Origin of the sequence: Intestinimonas timonensis (genome assembly GCF_900626145.1) — a bacterium.
GTDB lineage: Bacteria > Bacillota > Clostridia > Oscillospirales > Oscillospiraceae > Intestinimonas > Intestinimonas aquisgranensis.
The window spans coordinates 1,071,530-1,089,972 of record NZ_LR130817.1 but is presented as its reverse complement, the minus strand read 5'-3'; the positions used below and the strand labels follow the sequence as shown (position 1 = coordinate 1,089,972).

Here is an 18,443-nt window from a genome sequence, read left to right as displayed (position 1 = left end):
TGCTAGAATTCTGAGTAATCACGGAGAAGGGAAGTGGCTGCTGTGGTACTTACCATTGATATTGATAACTCTACCACCAACGTGGGGCTTTTTAATCAGAATGGAAAGCTTTGTTTTCGCTCTGGCCTTACCACCAGCCGTAATCCCACCCGGGACCAGTGCGCCATCAGTTTGATGAACCTCTTTACACTCTACCACGCCGATTTGAAAGAGGTTTCCGGGGCAGTCATTTCCAGCGTAGTGCCGTCTGTGACGGCTCATATGTCCGGTGCGGTGGAGCTGCTCACCGGAAAGGCACCTATGCTTATGGGGCCTGGCATCAAAACGGGGCTCAATATCAAATCGGATCTCCACAACCAGTTGGGTTCCGACATTGTGGCCTGCTCTGTAGCTGCCATTGACCAATACCCAACCCCTATCATCATTATCGATATGGGCACGGCAGTGACCATGTCCTATCTCCATGATCGTACCTATGAGGGCTGCATGATCTTTCCCGGAGTGCTGGTGGCTTTGGATGCCCTCTCCGAGCGGGCAGCAGCTCTGCCGCACATCTCAGTGGAGCCCCCTGCGTCCATTTTCGGACACAATACTGTGGATGCCATGCGCTCCGGAGTAATCTACGGCAACGCCAGTATGATCGATGGGATGATCGCCCGCATCGAGGAGCATGGACAGCCCGCTGCCACCGTGGTGGCCACTGGTGACAGTGCGCCGGAGATACTCCGTTACTGTAAACACTCCATTACATATAACGCCGACTTACTTCTCCAGGGTCTTTATCTCATCTATCGGAAGAATACCGAGGGGCGTCGGCGTTCCTAAAACGTACCCATTATGGCGCCCACGTCCGCTTTTCGGACGGCGGGCGCCTGCGCCATGTGTGGCCTTTTTTCCCAGAGCCCTTGCAATTCCAAAGCGGTCACTTTATAATGTTTCCAGTTGAGATGCAACTGGATTGGGAGGAGTCAGTCATGAAAGAATTGTCACAGATCGCATCTACCGTACGGGCCTCCACTACACTGGCCATCGATGCCATGTTCAAACAGATGAAGGCCGACGGTATCGATGTGATTGGATTCGGCGCTGGAGAGCCCGATTTCCACACGCCGGATAACATCAAAGAGGCGGGTTACGCCGCCATTCGGGACAATTTCACCTGTTATACTCCCACTGCCGGTATCCTTGAGCTGCGCAAGGCGGCCTGCATCCGTTTGAAAGAAGACTGCGGCCTGGATTATGTCCCGGCTCAGATCGTGATGGCCAGCGGCGCTAAGCATGCTCTCTACGGTGCGCTCCATGCGCTGGTGGATCCGGGCGACGAGGTCATCATCCCGGCGCCCTTCTGGGTGACCTATTTTGAGATGGTTCGCATGCTGGGTGCGGTCCCCGTCATCATTACCGCAGAGGAGTCCGCTGGTTTCAAAATCACGCCGGAGCAGCTTGCGGCTGCCGTCACCCCGAAGACCAAAGCAATCATCCTCAATAACCCCTCCAATCCCACCGGCATGGTGTACAGCAGGGAGGAGCTTCGCGCTCTGGCTGACGTGTGTGTGGAAAAGGACCTTTACATTGTCGCCGATGAAATCTACTATCGCCTTGTGTACGATGGACAAACTTTTACCAGCATTGCCGCTTTGGGAGAGGATGTAAAGGAGCGGACCATCATCATCAATGGCGTCTCTAAGTCCTACGCCATGACTGGCTGGCGTGTCGGCTACGCCGCGGCTCCCGATCACATTTCCAAGGTCATGTCCAACTACCTCAGCCATTCTACCGGCGCTCCTTGTTCCATCGCCCAGAAGGCGGCCGCTGTGGCTCTGGGTGGCCCTCAGGAGAAAGTGGAGGAGATGCGCAAGGCCTTTGAACAGCGCCGAAACCACTTGGTAGAGCGCATGAATGCCATTCCCGGTGTGAGCTGTCTCAAGCCGGAGGGTGCCTTCTATGTGATGATGAATCTGAAGGAACTTCTTGGCAAGACCATTCATGGCGTGACCATCCACGATGCCGACGACTTTGCCGACGCCTTCCTCAAGTACGGTCTGGTTGCCACAGTGCCCTGTACCGGCTTCGGTGCGCCTGACTTTGTTCGCTGGTCCTATGCCACCTCGATGGAGAATATCGACGCTGGATTGGATCGGCTGGAAAAATTCCTGGCAGAGTGACACCAGTATTCCGCCCCTGATGGGCACACAAACGAGAATTACGATCGGAGGGATGGCCCATGGGCCAGACAAATCGCTACGAAAGTCCCCTTTCTTCCCGCTATGCCAGTGATGAAATGCTTTACCTTTTCTCCGCCGACAAGAAATTCACCACTTGGCGCCGTCTCTGGGTGGCGCTTGCCCGGGCCGAAATGGAACTGGGGCTGCCTGTGACAGCGGGGCAGGTGGCCGAACTGGAGAGCCATATCAACGACATCAACTATGATGTGGCTGCTGTCGAGGAGAAGAAGCTCCGTCACGATGTCATGGCACATGTCCATGCCTACGGTGCCCAGTGTCCCAAGGCCATGCCTATTATCCACCTTGGTGCCACCAGCTGCTATGTGGGAGACAACACTGATGTCATCCTTATGCGTGAGGGACTCCTCCTCATCCGGAACAAACTGGTGCGGGTCCTTCACACTCTGTCCGCTTTTGCTGACAAGTATAAAGCATTGCCTACACTTGGATTTACACACTTTCAGCCGGCGCAGCTGGTGACGGTAGGGAAGCGGGCCTCTCTGTGGATGAATGACCTGCTCATGGATCTGGAAGAGGTAGAGTATCGCATCTCCACCCTGAAGCTTTTGGGCTCCAAGGGCACCACCGGCACCCAGGCCAGTTTTCTGGAGCTTTTTGACGGCGACCACGAGAAGGTCAAGCTGCTGGAGGAAAAGATTGCAAAGGAAATGGGCTTTACAGCTGTTGCGCCCGTGAGTGGACAGACCTATTCCCGGAAGATGGACGCCAATGTGCTGGCCACCCTCTCCGGTATTGCCCAGTCTGCAAGCAAGTTCGCCACCGACATGCGACTGCTGTGCCACCTCAAGGAGGTGGAGGAGCCCTTTGAGAAGAACCAGATCGGCTCTTCCGCCATGCCCTACAAGCGCAATCCCATGCGCTGTGAGCGGATCTGCTCCCTGGCCAGATATGTGATGGTGGACGCCCAGAACCCTGCTATCACTTCTGCCACCCAGTGGTTCGAGCGTACCCTGGACGATTCCGCCAACAAGCGCATCTCCATCCCGGAGGCTTTCCTTGCGGTGGATGCCATTCTCAATATCTATGAAAATGTCTGTGCCGGACTGGTGGTCCACGAGAAGGTGATCCGCCGGCACATCATGGAAGAGCTGCCCTTTATGGCCAGCGAGAACATCATGATGGATGCGGTGAAGCGCGGCGGTGACCGCCAGCAGCTCCATGAGCGTATCCGTGTCCTCTCTCAGGAGGCCGGAAAGAATGTAAAGGATCTTGGCCTTACCAATAACCTCATTGACCTCATTGCGGAGGATCCCCTCTTCAACATGAGCCGTGAGGAGCTCACCGCCCACCTGGAGCCGGAGCGCTACATTGGACGGTGCCCGGAGCAGGTGACGGAGTTCCTTCAGCAGGAAATCGCTCCTGTTCTGGCCAAGTATCCAGAAGCGCTTCAGGGCAGTGATGTGGAATTGAAGGTTTGATTAGAAAGGGGAATACTCTTATGGCTAATGCAGTGCGCCGGATCGGCGTCTTCACCAGTGGCGGCGATGCCCCCGGCATGAACGCCGTCATCCGTTCCGTAGTCCGTACCTCTATCCATATGGGCATCGAGTGCATCGGCATTCGCCGGGGCTATAACGGCCTGGTCCATGGAGATTTCGTACCCCTGGATTTCGAGAGCGTCAGTGGTCTGAGCCGCCGGGGCGGCACCATGCTCTACTCGGCCCGCAGCGAGGACTTCCGTGGAGAGGCAGGTCAGGAAAAGGCTGTGGCTACCTGCAAACTCCTTGGCCTGGAAGGTGTCGTAGGTATCGGCGGCGACGGTACCTTCCGTGGACTTCTGGAGCTCTCCCGCCGTGGCGTGGCCGTGGTGGGTGTGCCCGGCACCATCGACAATGACATTGCCTGCTCTACCTACACCATCGGCTTTGACACCGCCTGCAATACTGCATTGGACTCCATCGATAAGCTCCGGGACACCATGCAGTCCCATGAGCGGTGCTCGGTGGTGGAGGTTATGGGCCGCCATGCCGGACACCTTGCCATGTATGTAGGTGTGGCTTGTGGGGCTACCTGTGTGCTGGTACCGGAGCGTGAGATCGACTTTGAGCGGGATGTCATCGAACCTATCCGCACTGCCCGGCTGGGCGGTCGGACCCATTTTATGGTCATCGTGGCTGAGGGTGTGGGCAGTGCCTATGATGTGGCCAAGAAAATCACCGAGGCCACAGCGCTGGATACCAGGGTGACGGTGCTGGGCCACGTGCAGCGTGGCGGTGCGCCCACTGCCCGGGACCGGGTAGCGGCCACCTACATGGGCTATGAGGCTGTCCGCCTGCTGGCCGAGGGCAAGACCAACCGTGTTGTCTGTGTCCAGGGCGATACTTATGTCGATTATGATATCACCGAAGCCCTAAAGATGAAAAAGGGACTGGATGAGCAGACCTATACCGTCATGCGTACACTCACTGGGGTAGAGTGAGCTTCCGGGACCGAGACAACATCGGATGACACGGCGGCGGATGGGACCGGACAGGTCCTATCCGCCGTTTTTTGTTTGGAAGGAGAGATGGTTGCCATGTTGGAGTTCAGTCTCAAGCAGCTTGAGGTCTTTGTCACTGTGGCCAGACTGGGCAGCTTCACCCGGGCCGCTCAGGTGCTTTACCTGACCCAATCTACCGTCAGTGCTCATATCCAGGCATTGGAGCGCACCTTGGGAGGACCACTTTTCCAGCGCAGTTCCCGTCGCCAGGTCTGTCTCACATGGCAGGGAGAGGCGGCACTTCCAGTTGCACGTGAAATCCTGAACCGCTGCCGTACCCTGGAGGGAATTGTCCGGCCTCGTGCAGATGGGGAGACTCTTCACATGGCGGCTTCAACGGTACCAGCCCAGTGCCTGCTTCCCGGACTGATGGCAGACTTTTCTAGGCAACATCCGGGATGCAGATTCCGACTCCGGAAAGGGGACAGTGACCAGGTCCACAGGCTGCTGGAAGAGGGAAGTGTGGGTCTTGGTTTTGCCGGTGCGGCTCTGGACCCGGAGCATTTTCTCTACGAGCCGGTGCTCCAGGACAAACTGGTACTCATTACCGCAAATACGCCTCGATTTCGCACCATGCAGGAGCAAGGAGTGCTTGGAAGAGAATTGCTGGGGGAACCCATACTGTGCCGGGAAGCCGGTTCTGGTACCCAACAACGCTTTGACGCCTATCTGGAGCAGATCGGGATGGACCTGGGGTCCCTCTATGTGGTGGCACAGATCGATCAGCCGGATGCCATTTTGGGCGCTGTGGCCGATGGTCTCGGTGTATCGGTCTGCTCTGCGCTGGCAGCGCGGGCTCGGCTGGAGCAGGGGAGTCTACTCTCCTTTGAACTGGAGGAAGAGAGCTGCTGCCGCAATCTGTATCTGGTGATCTGCCAGGATCATATTCTTACGGATCTGGAAGAGCGCTTTTGCCGCTTCATTCGGGAAGGAGCTTGGGAGCGTCTGAAATAATCGATTTTAACGATGAAAATACCACTTCTTCGCATAAAAAACGATTGGCTATTTTCAAATACAGTCGTTATAATGAATTTAGCGTTATTCTCAAAAAAGAATTGCGAAGAGAGTGAGGAACGTATGAAAAAAATCAACTGGCTGGTGATCTGCACCGGCGCTGTGGTGGGTCTGGCGGCTCTGGTGCTGACCATGCTGGGCAATCCAGGTAACATGGGCTTCTGTATTGCCTGCTTTCTCCGGGACATCTCCGGTGCATTGGGACTCCACAGTGCGGCAAAGGTCCAGTACATTCGTCCCGAGATCATTGGTCTGGTGATGGGAGCCACCATCATGGCCTTGGCCGGCGGCGAATTCAAGGCCAGGGCTGGTTCCACGCCCGCCCTGCGTTTTTTGCTGGGCGGTATTGTCATGGTGGGCGCGTTGGCTTTTCTAGGATGCCCTTTACGGATGGTTCTGCGGCTGGGTGGCGGTGATGTGACCGCCATCGCGGGTCTCATTGGCTTTGTGGCCGGCATTCTGGTCGGTGTTGTCTGCCTGAAAAAAGGCTTCTCTCTGGGACGGGCCTATAAAGTTAAGAAAGCGGAGGGCTTTGTTCTGCCCGGCTTTATGGTTGGTCTGCTGCTCCTGCTGCTGATTGCCCCTGGACTGCTGAAGTTCTCTCAGGAGGGCCCTGGTGCAAGTCACGCCTTTTGGGCTATCGCCCTGTGTGCTGGACTGGTCTGTGGCGCTCTGGCACAGAAGAGCCGCCTGTGTATGGCCGGCGGCATCCGTGACATGGTGCTTTTCCGGGATTTCCACCTGCTCAGTGGCTTTGTCGCCATTTTTTTGGTGGTGTTAGTGGGGAATCTCCTGCGGGGTGCCTTCCAGCCGGGGCTAGCGGTTCAACCAGTGGCCCATCACGACTATCTCTGGAGCTTTCTGGGCATGACGGCCGCCGGCTGGGGCTCTATCCTGTTGGGCGGCTGCCCTCTGAGGCAGCTCATTCTGGCAGGGGAGGGCAACGGCGACAGCGCCGTCACCGTCCTGGGAATGATAGTGGGCGCTGCTCTGTCTCACAACTTCGGAATGGCCGGCAATGCTGATGCTATGGCTGACAACGTACTTGTCACCGGCGGGGTCGGAACGGCCGGACGCATCGGTGTGGTGGTTTGTCTGGTGCTGCTGGGAGTCATTTCGTTTGTCAATCTGCATAAGGAGGAGAAAGTATGATCGATGCCAGAGGGTATGCCTGCCCTATGCCGGTGGTCATGGTTCAGAAGGCGGTGAAAGATGGTGCTCCTCAGGAACTGGAAGTGCTGTTGGATAACCCCTGTTCTGTGGAGAACGTCACCCGGTTCGCCGGTAACAATGGTTATGAGGTAGAGGTCCGGCCGGCTGATGACGACGAATATACCCTGGTGCTCACGCGGAAATCATGAATACCTATATAGCAACCTTTTACACCCACCTCAGTGCGCAGGTGAGCTGGAAGCGACTCCGAAAGGCCGGATGTGAGGCACAGATGATGCCCGTTCCTCGGGTGCTGAGTTCCTCATGTGGCACATGTGTTGGCTATGAGGGAGAGGTAGACCACAGGGAGCTTCTGGACACCGATGCCGAGGCCCTCTACGAGGTTCAAGCAGCAGGGAAATACCGGCTTCTCTGGTGTGACGATGCAAACTTATAAAAAATAAAAATGGCGCTCTGCATCATGCAGAGCGCCATTTTCCAATTCCGATTACATATCAGTGGTAAGGACCTTCTTCAGGCGGGCAAAACGGGGGAGAGCGTTCTCCTTGGGACGGTCAGGCTCACCCTGAATGAGGGGCAGAGCGTAGTCGATGAAGGGCTGCTCCACACCGTTGCCGGCTGCGTTAATCCACTCGCGGGGCACCTTCTTCTCGAAGTTGGCCACGATGTCCAGAGGCTGGAGGACAGGCTCACAGGTGTACTTGCCGCCCTCACGGGTGCAGGAGAAGGCCACCATCTTGTCGGTGTTGCCGGCAACAGCGGACTCCACGGCCACACGGCCGGCCATCTTGGCCTCTTCCACATCCACGTGGGAAGCCAGGTGAGCACCGCACCGCTGGAGGAGGGAGAGCTCGATGCCGCGGACCTTGGCACCGGTCTTCTGCTTGATGATGTCGGCCAGCTTCACAGCCAGGCCGCCCAGCTGGGCGTGGCCAAAGCCGTCAGTGGCAGAGGTCTCGGCCTCAGAAACGAAGCGGCCGTCGGCATAGTGAATGCCCTCGGACACAGCCACCAGGCATTTACCGGTCTTGTTGTAGATATCGGTGACATCCTTGACAAACTGGTCCATGTCAAAGTCCACCTCGGGCAGGTAGAGGAGGTCAGGACCACAGCCGGTGAGAGAGGCCAGAGCGGCAGAGCCAGCCAGCCAGCCAGCGTGACGGCCCATGATCTCGATCACGGTCACCATGCCGGTGTCATAGACGTGGGCGTCCTGCCACACCTCGGCGCAGGAGGTAGCGATATACTTGGCGGCGCTGGCAAAGCCGGGGCAGTGGTCGGTGCCGTTGAGGTCGTTGTCGATGGTCTTGGGAATGCCCATGATGCGGCACTCATAGCCAACCTTCTGCATATACTTGGAGATCTTGTTGCAGGTGTCCATGGAGTCATTGCCGCCGTTGTAGAAGAAGTAGCGGACGTCGTACTTTTTAAAGATCTCCAGGATGCGCTGATAGTCGGTGTCGTCCTTGTCGGGGTCAGCCAGCTTATAGCGGCAGGAACCCAGGGCGGAGGAGGGGGTGTTCTGGAGCAGCTCCAGCTCAGCGGGATCCTCCTGACCCATGTCGTAAAGCTTGTCATCCAAAACACCCTTGATGCCGTGGGCGGCGCCCAGCACCCGGGTGATGCAGTCTGCCTTCAGGGCAGCCTGGATGGCACCCTGGGCGCTGGCGTTGATGACCGACGTGGGACCGCCGGACTGACCGATGATACATGCTCCTCTAAGTTCGCTCATGTTTGGTCCTCCAATCATGAATTTTATCTGCTTTCTTGAAAAAACTTTCATGTGAAAGCGATCTCTGCTCGAATATCATATCATACCCTCTTGCATTTATCAACTATTGCTGGTAAAATCAATGATGAAAAGAGAAGGGGAGTGCTTCCTCTTTCCCTGAAGAATAATTTAAGGAGATGAGACGTATGCCTCTGGTCACTTCTAAGGAAATGTTCGAGAAGGCCTACAACGGTGGTTATGCCATCGGCGCGTTCAACGTTAACAACATGGAGATCGTGCAGGGCATCACTGAGGCCGCCCGCGACCTGAACGCCCCCCTGATCCTCCAGGTTTCCAAGGGCGCCCGTGCCTACGCCAACCACACCTATCTGGTGAAGCTGGTGGAGGCCGCCGTGATCGAGTGCCCCAATATCCCCATCGTGCTCCACCTGGACCACGGTCCCGACTTCGAGACCTGTAAGTCCTGCATCGATGGTGGTTTCACCTCTGTTATGATCGATGCCTCCTCCAAGCCCTTTGAGGAGAACATCGAGATCACCAAGAAGGTGGTCGAGTACGCCCACGATCACGGCGTGGTTGTGGAGGCCGAGCTGGGCACCCTGGCCGGCATAGAGGACGAGGTCAAGGTGGCTGCCCACGCTGCTTCCTATACCCGCCCCGAGGAGGTCGAGGAGTTCGTCTCCAAGACCGGCTGCGACTCCCTGGCCATCGCCATCGGCACCAGCCACGGCGCCTACAAGTTCACCGCTGACCAGTGCACCCGCAATGAGAAGGGCGTTCTGGTTCCCCCTCCGCTGCGCTTCGATGTGCTGGAGGAGGTTTCCAAGCGTCTGCCTGGCTTCCCCATCGTGCTCCATGGCTCTTCCAGCGTGCCTCAGGACTATGTGAAGATGATCAACGAGAATGGCGGCAAGATGCCTGATGCCGTCGGTATCCCTGAGGAGCAGCTCCGCAAGGCTGCCTCCATGTCCGTGTGTAAGATCAACATCGACTCCGATCTGCGCCTGGCCATGACTGGTACCATCCGTCAGTTCTTCAACGAGCATCCCGACAAGTTCGATCCCCGTGAGTACCTCAAGCCCGCCCGTGCCAACATCAAGGCTCTGGTGGCCCACAAGATCGTGGACGTGCTGGGCTGTGACGGCAAGGCCTGATCCATCTTTCAAACGTAAAAGGAGGGAGGCGCGCTGCGCCTCCCCCTTTCTTTACTACCGAACAAGGAGGAGGACGCCATGAGCGCGGCCCAACTGAAAGCATATCTGGACGCTACAGGCATTTTGGCCTGCAACACCGATGCCAATCTGCGCTGCCTGGAGGATATCGGCTGTTCCTGGGCCGACGCCGTGGAGCTGATCGAGAAGAAGGAGCTCTTTCTGAGCAAGGTCTACCGGAAGCGCACGGTCTATCTATCGCCCAGGGTCTACCACCTGCTCAAGCAGTGCAGATACCAGAGGCCGATGCCGGAGCCGGCGGAACGTCTCTATGGACTTCTGCAGGGCGTTCCAGGCGGACTGGAGACCGGCGAATTGCGGGAGCTTGCTCAGATGGATCAACGGACCCTCCTCACAGCCATGGATTTCCTTTTGGAGGAGCTCTATATCACTGCCGTCGGCAACGGCCATTGGCTCAATCCCAACTGGTCCACCTACCGCTATGGGACGGCGGAGGCCCGGGAGGATGCTTCCGCATCTCAGCCGGAGGAAGCACATCCCAAGGAGACTCTGATGGAATTCCTTTCCTGGAGCATGCCGGAGGAGGAGATCCGGCGTCTCGTTCGATGAAGAATCAAGAAAAAACGGGCAGCAGATGATATCTGCTGCCCGTTTTTTATACGCGGGATCCTATATCAGAAATGATAAAGGTATTCGTATAGTCTGTCTTCCACTGCGAAGCCCATAGCTGCATACATATCTTTGGGTGTATCATAGGCATCTGCATGGAGAAAGACCTGGTTGCCGCGCTTGCGGGCGGTTTCCACAACGTCCTGGAGCAGGGTGGTCGCAATAAACCGGTGCCGGTGCTCTCGGTCTACGAGGAGACCGTCGATACACGTATATCCATCTGTAGAATAAGTGAAGCAGACACCCACCAGCGCACCATCCAGGTATGCACCATGGTAGCACACCCGTTCGTGTAGCCGTCGGACATTCCGTACTGTAAAACTTTCGCCGTACAACGCGCCGTAATGCTTTCGCTCCAGCGATTCCAATTGAGGGGTGTCGGGAGCCCTCAGCACTACATCGGGAGCCGTTTTCCAGGCGTGGTGGTCAGTCTCGGCACTGAGCACCATGGTCAGAGAGACGTCCTCCTCCATCCCAAAGGGATTCTCCAGGGGGAGACGGCCCTCTAATTTTACAAAGTTTGCTCCCTTTTCTCTCTGGTATGTCATGGCTTTTTGGAATTCCTCCACCGAAGGCTGCCCCACATATTTGAAGGCATTGTGGTCATATTTATCTGGAAGCTGGCTATCCTCCCACTTAGTCAGGTGCGTCGAGAACGACAGGGGCACGGAAAAAAGACAGGCGAGACTTTCTTCGCTCTTTCTTGTGGGTGAGGTATGTAGCTGGTCGAACAGCGCTTCCGGAGTGTCCACGATGACGGTAGCGCCGTTTTCCAGCAGGAAATCCCGACTCCGGAAACCCCAAGACACCGACAGGCAGGGGAGACCAGCATTGGCTGCCGTCTGGATGTCCACGTCAGAGTCTCCCACATAGACGCACTGGTCTGGACTGACGTCCAACTCAGCGATGCACAGGTCCACCAGGTCCCGGGCGGGTTTTTTCTGTGCACCGGGACGTTCACCGATGGCGACAGGGAGGAGGTCCCCAAAATGCTCCAGACAGAGCTCCTTCACCGCACCGTCAAATTTATTGGATACCACTGCTACTTTACAGCCATTGTCCCGCAGGGCTCTGAGCAACGAAAGGATGCCAACATAGGGGGCGGTTTGATCCCTCATATGTAACATGTAGTCCTTCTTGAACCAGTCCAGGCAATCCAGAATTCGTGTTTCACTGGTGCCTGTCGGGACCGCACGACGGATGAGCTTTTCCACGCCGTTGCCAACAAACTGCCGGACCTCCTCCAGGGAGCGCTGGGGCAGACCGAAGTGGTCCAGGGCCCGATTGGTACTGGCTGCCAGATCGCCCAAGGTGTCCAGCAGGGTACCGTCCAGGTCAAATATCACTGCTTCATAGCGCATCATGTTCTCATTCTCCTTTGTTGTGGCCTAAACATTAGAAGGCGCATAGGATGGTGCAGCAATTTGAAAGGGTGAGATGTCATGCCTCTGCCTGTACTCCCATACGATCGGGAGGCCGCCCTCAGATATGCCCACCGTTGGGCGTACAGCCGGAACCCGGCCTATTATGATTATGAAAATCTGGGAGGAGATTGTACCAACTTTGCCTCCCAGTGCCTGTATGCCGGTACCGGCATTATGAATCTCACGCCCACCTATGGGTGGTACTACATCGATGCCAACCAGAAATCGCCATCCTGGACAGGTGTCCCTTATTTCTACAATTTCATTACCCGGCAGGAGGAGAGCAGGGGACCCTTCGGGGTGGAGACCACGATCGACGGCATCGAGCCTGCAGATTTTGTCCAGCTGCGCTTTCGAGGTACCACTTTCGGCCACACTCCGGTGGTAGTGGAGGTGGGTAATCCACCCACTTTGGAGAACATCCTGGTGGCCGCTCACAGCTATGATGCCGACTTCCGACCGCTGAGCACCTATTTTTTTGAAGAAATCCGGTATCTCCACATTTTAGGCGCCTATCCGCCAGAGTTTGCGCCTCCACCTGGCTCGCTCATGCCCTGACCGCCAGACTGATTCTGTTTTTTCCTCCGAACCTTGGACAGTGGTGTGGCGCTGGCCGCCATGCGCAGTTCAGCGTTGTCCACGTGGGTATAGATCTGGGTTGTGTTCAGGTTCTCGTGGCCAAGGACCTCCTGGAGGGTACGCACATCCACGCCGTTTTGAAGCATCAGAGTGGCCGCCGTGTGGCGGAGCTTGTGGCTTGAGTAAAGGGACGCGTCCAGTCCGGCTTTTTTCAGTCGCTGCTTGACCATGTAGTGAACGGCATCGGTAGTCATACGGGTGTGGCGGCGGGTCAGGAAGAGAGCATTCCGATCCACTGCAGCACTCTGGCTGCGCTCGGCCAGCCAATCGTCCAGAGCTGCCCGACAGGCGCCATTGAGGAAGATCATCCGCTCCTTATTGCCTTTGCCCAGCACCCGCAGCTGCTCTTCACGCACGTCGGTGAGGTTGAGCCCCACCAGCTCTGAGATCCGCAGGCCGCAGTTGAGAAACAGCGTCAAGATACAATAATCCCGAGCCCGGTTGGGCTCGTCCACGGCTTCCAGAAGCTGGATACTCTCGTCCAGAGTCAGGTAGCGAGGCAAGGATTTCTTCAGCCTGGGAGCATCCAGGTCCTGCATGGGATTTTCGCTGATGAGCTTGGCCTTGCTGGAAAGATATTTATAAAAGGAGCGGATGGCGGCGATCTTCCGAGCCCGGGCGGATGGCTCCAGACCGTAACCGGAGGAGGGGCTATTGGCGTGCTTGACCCGGTCACGGCTGAGGTAGCTCATATAGCTGTACACGTCGCTGAGGGTCACAGAGCGAGCCAGGTCCAGATCCAGGTCGTCGATGGAGATCTGGTCCAGCTCGGCGGTCCGGGGCGCCAAGCCGCGCTCCAGTTTGATGTAGCGGAAGAAATTGCGCAGGTCCAGGTAGTATTCATCCGCAGTTTTCTTGGAATGTCCCTGGATGGTCTCATGGTAGACCAGAAAGTCCCGCAGCAGCTTGGGCGCATCCAATTTATCGTCATTTCGGTCCATAGCCTCCCTCCAACTCAACAAAATTTTTATTTTGTTGAGTAGAGAATAGACCCCCCTTTCGTTAAATGGCCCAGGAGACTTTTCGGCCTCCTGGGCCTGATACTGCGATTTTGTAATTGGTTGTTTCGTACGTTACAACTATATAAATTATATTAAATACATTTTGACGCTTGTCTCAGGCCAAAACAGCTGCCAGAGCTTCCCGGATGTTTTTTACCCGGATGAGCTGCAGACCGTCCGGCTCTTGGAACCGTGCGCTGTTCCTGGCCGGGATCAGACATTGCGTGAATCCCAGTCGGCGTACTTCGCTGAGCCGCTGACCCAGAGCGCTCACAGATCGTAGCTCGCCGGTCAAACCCACCTCACCAATGGCCGCCAGACTGCCCGGCACACTCTTGTCCCGGAAGCTGGACGCCATGGCGATGATGGCCGCCAGATCGGCGGCGGGCTCGTCCAGACTCAGGCCGCCGATGACGTTGATATAGGCGTCACAGCCACTGATCATGAGTCCGCCCCGCTTTTCCAATACTGCCAGGAGCAGCATGGCTCGGTTGTAGTCAAAGCCGTTGCTGGTCCGACGGGCGTTGCCGTAGCCGCTGGGCGCCAGCAGAGCCTGGACCTCGGCCAGAATAGGCCGTACGCCCTCCATGACGCAAGTGACACACGTCCCCGGGGTGTCCAGTGGCCGCCCAGCCAGCAGAGTCTCCGACGGGTTAGGAACCTGTGTGAGACCGCTGTCAGCCATCTCAAAGACGCCAATCTCATTGGTAGCACCAAAACGATTTTTTGCCGCCCGCAGGATACGGTAGGACATGTGGGGCTCCCCTTCGAAGTAGAGCACGCAGTCCACCATGTGCTCGAGCACCTTGGGACCGGCGATAGAGCCCTCTTTGTTCACATGTCCAATGACGAAAACGGTGATCCCCTGCCCTTTTGCCAGCTGCATGAGGGCCATGGTACACTCCTTCACCTGGGCAACACTGCCCGGGGCGCTGGTGTTCTCCCCGTGGTACATGGTCTGGATGGAGTCCACGATGAGCACATCGGGCCGCAGCTCAGCCACCGATTCCATGATATCCTCCAGGTCGGTCTCGGCCAGCAGGTAGAGTTCGTCGCTTTCCACGCCCAGGCGATCGGCCCGGAGCTTGATTTGCCGCTCCGACTCCTCGCCGGAAACGTAGAGCACCTTGGAGCTCTGGCACAGACTCTGGCAGATCTGGAGCATCAGGGTGGACTTGCCGATGCCGGGAGCGCCGCCCACCAGCACCAGAGAGCCCTGGACCGCTCCCCCGCCCAGCACCCGGTCCAGCTCGCTCAGGCCGGTCTGGAACCGGAGCTCGTCGGTGGTCTCCACCTCCCGGATGGGCTTTGGGCGGTTCAGCGGCACACCCCGGACGACACTTCTGGCCTGGGCCGAAGCGGAGCGCTTCTTTGGCTCTGCGGGCTGCTCCACCACGGTGTTCCAACTACCGCAGGCAGGACACTTCCCTACCCATTTTGGGGTCTCATTTCCACATTCCGTACAGTAAAAAACGGTTTTCGACTTCAAAATTGGTCCACTTCCCTTTCTATGTCCCCTCCTCAGGGATGGGTGACAAAAGAGCACTGGCCAGAGCAGCGGCCAGCTTGGTCTGGTATCCAGCGGTGCGCAGCAGCGCGTCTTCCTCAGGATTGGACAAAAATCCACATTCCACCAGAATAGCGGGACAGGTGATATGGTCCATCAGGTAGACAGCACCTGGAAGTTTGGCGGCCTGTCTGGTATTTTGAGGGTCCAGGGCTTGGCGCAGGATCTCCTGGGCATGTCGGGCCAGGGCCTCACTGCTTTCCGCATCGGCATAAAAGACCTGTGCACCATGATAGCGGCCGCTGCCGGTATAGGTATTTTGGTGGATACTCACCAGCAGAGCATTGGGGATAGCCTCCACCCGCTCTGTTCGATTGCGCAGATCAGAGGCCTTTTTCTCCCGCAGGGTCTGGGCATCCGGATCGTGGAGGGATACGTCCTCGGTGCGCAACAACACAGTGTCTGTGCCGTAAAGCCCCAGAACAGCATCCAACCGCAGGGCGATCTCCAGGTTGATGCCACTCTCCACAGTGCCGGAAGGTGAAACGGCACCTCCATCTTCTCCGCCGTGTCCGGCATCGATGACCACTGTGGCACCCTGGAGCTGGGACGGACCGGCCAGCGTGGGTATGACGGATGGTGTCCGCCACAGAAGGCACAAACTGGTACCGACCACCAAAAGCGCCACTACGCCGATGGCTACGCTTTTCTTCCATTTGCACGGGCTTTTATTTCCGGTCCTCATAAAAGGTCACCCCCTCCCGGCAGTTTATGCCTGGAAGAGTGAAGGCATGCGTCAGGCGGGCTTCACGGCGACGGCAGCGGCGCGCTGGCCCAGAATGCGTTTGATGGTCAGCAGGTACACCAGTACTGAGACAGCAGCACCGCCAAAGTCGGCGATAGGTCCGGAGAAAAAGACGGCCTGGGCACCGAAGAGGGCGGGCAGCACGAAAAGGCTCACAAAGTAGATTCCCTTCCGCCAGAAAGACAGAGGCAGCGAGGCACGCACCACGCCCATGCCAGTGAAACCGTCCACAATGGTGTACTGGAGTCCCATAGGAATGATACCCAGGGTAAAGATACGGATGGCTTGAGACGCGGTGGCCACGTAGTCGGGATCTCGGGTAAAAATGAGGACAAAGGACTGCGGGATCAGTTGGGCGACCAAAAAGAAGATTGTAGTAAAGGTGACGCAAAGCAAGGCAATATACTTTTGTGCCCCTAATACCCGGTCAGGACGGTTTGCGCCATAGTTAAACCCCAAAATACTCTGCGTTCCTCCGGTGATACCGCTCAAAGGCATCGTGATCATCAGCATAAAACTCTGCATGATGGTGGCGCAGGTGACCAGCATATCCCCCTCACCTGCTCCTCCATAGCGTTGGAGCAGGGTGTTCATGGCAATGATCATCACATTATCCATAGCAATAATGATAAAGGAGGTCAGACCAACGGTCAGGACAGACCGGACTGTCTTGAAGCGGTATCCACCGAACGTAATACGTACCGGCGGACGGTGGCCGAAGAGGAAAAGAAGTACATAAATGCATGAGGCCATTTGGGAAAGCACTGTGGCCAGAGCGGCTCCACTGACCCCCATATCCAACAGGAAGATGAAGATGGGGTCCAGAATGATGTTGAGTACAGCGCCCAGCAGGACAGAGCGCATTCCTGCATTGGCAAAACCCTGGCAGACAATGAACTGGTTGAGTCCTGAGGACATGAGGGCAAAGACCGTCCCCATGAGATAGATGGTAATATAGGCGTCTGCATAGGGAAAGGTGATAGTGCTGGCACCGAACCACATCAACAGTTTTTCCCGAATGAGCAAGGAAACACCGGTGAGTACTACCGAGAGAATCAGGAGCATCAGGAAGCAGTTGGCCAGGATCCGCTCTGCGGCATCCCGATCACCTTCACCCAGCTTGATGCTCATGAGGGGAGCACCTCCCACTCCTACCAGGAAGGCAAAGGCGCCGATCAGTGTGACAATAGGGCCACAGATGCCCACGCCGGCTAATGCAGTGTCGCCGATCTCCGGGATATTTCCGATGTACATTCGATCCACGATGCTGTAAAAGACGCTGACGAACTGGGCCAGCATAGAGGGCAGGGCCACCCGAAGCACCAGGGAACGAATGGGGTCTCTGCCCAGGTCATTTTCACGCTTCAAATCTCTCTCTCCTAAGTGGTTTTTTATATCGCCTGATTCAGCGGCCCCCATTATACCATAGGCGGTCTGAAAAAGTAAACAGGGGCCAAGTGCATCTCCGGCGCATAGGATGGGATGGCTGGTTTTCCCGTCAAAGCGGGAGCCGCCAAAATCCAGTTAGGAGGAACATCCCGTGTATCCTGAACATGGAACTGAACCCATCCCCTGCGGGGATGCCTGCGGCATTCTGCCGTCCTGTGCGCCCCTGGCAGTACCCTATGTGCCGTTCCAGCAGACCGGTGCCAAGCGTTATGAGCAGATGGAAGCTCTGAGCAGCGGCACCCTCTACCCCGGTCTGGACCTTCCCTTCCGGGCAAAAAAGACCGCTGCCGCCGTAGCCGAGAGCCCTCTCACCCAGCTCCAGGCTCTGGAGTTTGTGGTCCAGGAGCTGGCCCTTTATCTGGATACCCATCCCTCTGATGGGGAAGCCTTTGCTCTCTTCCAAAAGTATACCGCTATGGAGCAGGAGGCCCGTGCCGCTTACGCCGCCGCCAACGGTCCTGTGATGCGGAGCGATGCCGCAGCCAGCAAGACCTACACCTGGCCAAAGGATCCGTGGCCTTGGAATTCGGACGAAGGGAGAGGCTGACATGTTTTCCTATGAAAAAAAGCTGCAATATCCTGTGCATATCAAAAATCCAAATCCTAAGCTGGCCTCCTTTATCATCAGCCAGTACGGTGGTCCGGATGGAGAACTGGGGGCTTCCCTGCGCTACCTGAGTCAGCGCTACGCCATGCCCTATCCGGAACTCAAAGCCCTCCTCACCGATATCGGCACTGAGGAGCTGGGCCATCTGGAGATGATCGGCGCCATTGTCCATCAGCTCACTCGTGAGCTCACCGACGAGGAGGTCAGGAAATGCCCCTCCTTCGCCCCCTATTTCGTAGACCATACCACGGGCATCTACCCCACTGCTGCCTCCGGTGCCCCCTGGAATGCTGCCAGTATCGGCGTGAAGGGCGATGTCATCGCCGATCTCACTGAAAACATGGCTGCCGAGCAGAAGGCCCGGGTCACTTACGATAATATCCTGCGCCTCAGCGACGACCCCGATGTCAACGATGTCATCCGTTTCCTTCGTGAGCGGGAGATCGTCCATTTCCAACGCTTCGGCGAAACAAAGCGTACAAGATGGAACGGGACAAGCAAGAGCTGCTGACATATGAAAAGGGTT

General features: G+C 56.8%; 19 protein-coding genes. 13 read left to right on the top strand and 6 right to left on the bottom strand.

From position 1 onward, the window contains the following. Nucleotides 1–42: 42 nt before the first annotated feature. From E0E29_RS12140 to E0E29_RS19285, 8 genes are all read left to right on the top strand, one after another. A complete protein-coding gene (locus E0E29_RS12140) occupies nucleotides 43–825 on the top strand; it encodes a type III pantothenate kinase (protein ID WP_130850049.1) in 783 nt (260 codons plus the stop codon). Nucleotides 826–974: 149 nt separating this feature from the next. Continuing rightward, complete coding sequence (locus E0E29_RS12135) at nucleotides 975–2,165, top strand: pyridoxal phosphate-dependent aminotransferase (RefSeq protein WP_130850048.1); 1,191 nt, start codon at nucleotides 975–977, stop codon at nucleotides 2,163–2,165. Between the two features lie 59 nt (nucleotides 2,166–2,224). Continuing rightward, the gene (purB, locus tag E0E29_RS12130; RefSeq protein ID WP_130850047.1) at nucleotides 2,225–3,664 is read left to right on the top strand and encodes an adenylosuccinate lyase; all 1,440 of its coding nucleotides are present in this window, start codon (nucleotides 2,225–2,227) and stop codon (nucleotides 3,662–3,664) included. Between the two features lie 20 nt (nucleotides 3,665–3,684). After that, nucleotides 3,685–4,665, top strand: coding sequence for an ATP-dependent 6-phosphofructokinase (locus tag E0E29_RS12125; RefSeq protein ID WP_130850046.1), 981 nt, complete (start codon nucleotides 3,685–3,687; stop codon nucleotides 4,663–4,665). Nucleotides 4,666–4,761: 96 nt separating this feature from the next. After that, nucleotides 4,762–5,679, top strand: coding sequence for a selenium metabolism-associated LysR family transcriptional regulator (locus E0E29_RS12120; protein ID WP_165449895.1), 918 nt, complete (start codon nucleotides 4,762–4,764; stop codon nucleotides 5,677–5,679). Nucleotides 5,680–5,802: 123 nt separating this feature from the next. Beyond that, a complete protein-coding gene (yedE, locus tag E0E29_RS12115; RefSeq protein WP_130850044.1) occupies nucleotides 5,803–6,891 on the top strand; it encodes a YedE family putative selenium transporter in 1,089 nt (362 codons plus the stop codon). Next, nucleotides 6,888–7,100 (top strand): sulfurtransferase TusA family protein, encoded by a 213-nt coding sequence (locus E0E29_RS12110; protein ID WP_130850043.1) that lies wholly within the window; start codon nucleotides 6,888–6,890, stop codon nucleotides 7,098–7,100. Before yedE ends, E0E29_RS12110 begins: the two co-directional genes overlap by 4 nt. Then, complete coding sequence (locus E0E29_RS19285; RefSeq protein WP_130850042.1) at nucleotides 7,097–7,348, top strand: putative Se/S carrier-like protein; 252 nt, start codon at nucleotides 7,097–7,099, stop codon at nucleotides 7,346–7,348. The genes E0E29_RS12110 and E0E29_RS19285 overlap by 4 nt, the downstream gene beginning before the upstream one ends. A 51-nt stretch (nucleotides 7,349–7,399) precedes the next feature. Here the strand turns inward: E0E29_RS19285 and E0E29_RS12100 are convergent, their stop codons facing one another. After that, the gene (locus E0E29_RS12100) at nucleotides 7,400–8,644 is read right to left on the bottom strand and encodes a 6-phosphofructokinase (RefSeq protein ID WP_130850041.1); all 1,245 of its coding nucleotides are present in this window, start codon (nucleotides 8,642–8,644) and stop codon (nucleotides 7,400–7,402) included. Between the two features lie 185 nt (nucleotides 8,645–8,829). Between E0E29_RS12100 and fba the strand changes: the two genes are divergently transcribed. Together fba and E0E29_RS12090 are read left to right on the top strand one after the other, a co-directional pair. Further along, the gene (gene fba / locus E0E29_RS12095) at nucleotides 8,830–9,798 is read left to right on the top strand and encodes a class II fructose-1,6-bisphosphate aldolase (RefSeq protein ID WP_130850040.1); all 969 of its coding nucleotides are present in this window, start codon (nucleotides 8,830–8,832) and stop codon (nucleotides 9,796–9,798) included. A gap of 78 nt (nucleotides 9,799–9,876) precedes the next feature. Beyond that, entirely contained in the window at nucleotides 9,877–10,425 is a 549-nt protein-coding gene (locus tag E0E29_RS12090; RefSeq protein WP_130850039.1) for a hypothetical protein, read from the top strand. 65 nt (nucleotides 10,426–10,490) lie between these two features. Here the strand turns inward: E0E29_RS12090 and E0E29_RS19110 are convergent, their stop codons facing one another. After that, nucleotides 10,491–11,849 (bottom strand): HAD-IA family hydrolase, encoded by a 1,359-nt coding sequence (locus E0E29_RS19110; RefSeq protein WP_341273107.1) that lies wholly within the window; start codon nucleotides 11,847–11,849, stop codon nucleotides 10,491–10,493. Between the two features lie 78 nt (nucleotides 11,850–11,927). Here E0E29_RS19110 and E0E29_RS12075 point away from each other — a divergent pair, with 78 nt between their 5' ends. Beyond that, nucleotides 11,928–12,467 carry an amidase domain-containing protein gene (locus E0E29_RS12075; RefSeq protein ID WP_130850038.1) on the top strand — a complete coding sequence of 180 codons (540 nt, stop codon included), beginning with the start codon at nucleotides 11,928–11,930 and terminating at the stop codon, nucleotides 12,465–12,467. Here E0E29_RS12075 and E0E29_RS12070 read toward each other — a convergent pair. The 4 genes from E0E29_RS12070 to E0E29_RS12055 form a co-directional block, all read right to left on the bottom strand. Next, nucleotides 12,422–13,489, bottom strand: coding sequence for a tyrosine recombinase XerC (locus E0E29_RS12070; protein ID WP_130850037.1), 1,068 nt, complete (start codon nucleotides 13,487–13,489; stop codon nucleotides 12,422–12,424). The genes E0E29_RS12075 and E0E29_RS12070 overlap by 46 nt on opposite strands. 175 nt (nucleotides 13,490–13,664) lie before the next feature. Further along, on the bottom strand, nucleotides 13,665–15,038 hold the full coding sequence (radA, locus tag E0E29_RS12065; protein ID WP_130850036.1) for a DNA repair protein RadA: 1,374 nt from the start codon (nucleotides 15,036–15,038) through the stop codon (nucleotides 13,665–13,667). Between the two features lie 19 nt (nucleotides 15,039–15,057). Next, the gene (locus E0E29_RS12060; RefSeq protein ID WP_130850035.1) at nucleotides 15,058–15,801 is read right to left on the bottom strand and encodes an N-acetylmuramoyl-L-alanine amidase; all 744 of its coding nucleotides are present in this window, start codon (nucleotides 15,799–15,801) and stop codon (nucleotides 15,058–15,060) included. A 51-nt stretch (nucleotides 15,802–15,852) separates the two neighbouring features. Beyond that, nucleotides 15,853–17,229, bottom strand: a complete 1,377-nt coding sequence (locus E0E29_RS12055) for an MATE family efflux transporter (RefSeq protein WP_130850034.1) — start codon at nucleotides 17,227–17,229, stop codon at nucleotides 15,853–15,855. A gap of 172 nt (nucleotides 17,230–17,401) precedes the next feature. Between E0E29_RS12055 and E0E29_RS12050 the strand changes: the two genes are divergently transcribed. Together E0E29_RS12050 and E0E29_RS12045 are read left to right on the top strand one after the other, a co-directional pair. Next, nucleotides 17,402–17,857 (top strand): spore coat protein CotJB, encoded by a 456-nt coding sequence (locus tag E0E29_RS12050; protein ID WP_242622488.1) that lies wholly within the window; start codon nucleotides 17,402–17,404, stop codon nucleotides 17,855–17,857. A 1-nt stretch (nucleotide 17,858) separates the two neighbouring features. Further along, entirely contained in the window at nucleotides 17,859–18,428 is a 570-nt protein-coding gene (locus tag E0E29_RS12045; RefSeq protein WP_130850033.1) for a manganese catalase family protein, read from the top strand. Nucleotides 18,429–18,443: the final 15 nt, after the last annotated feature.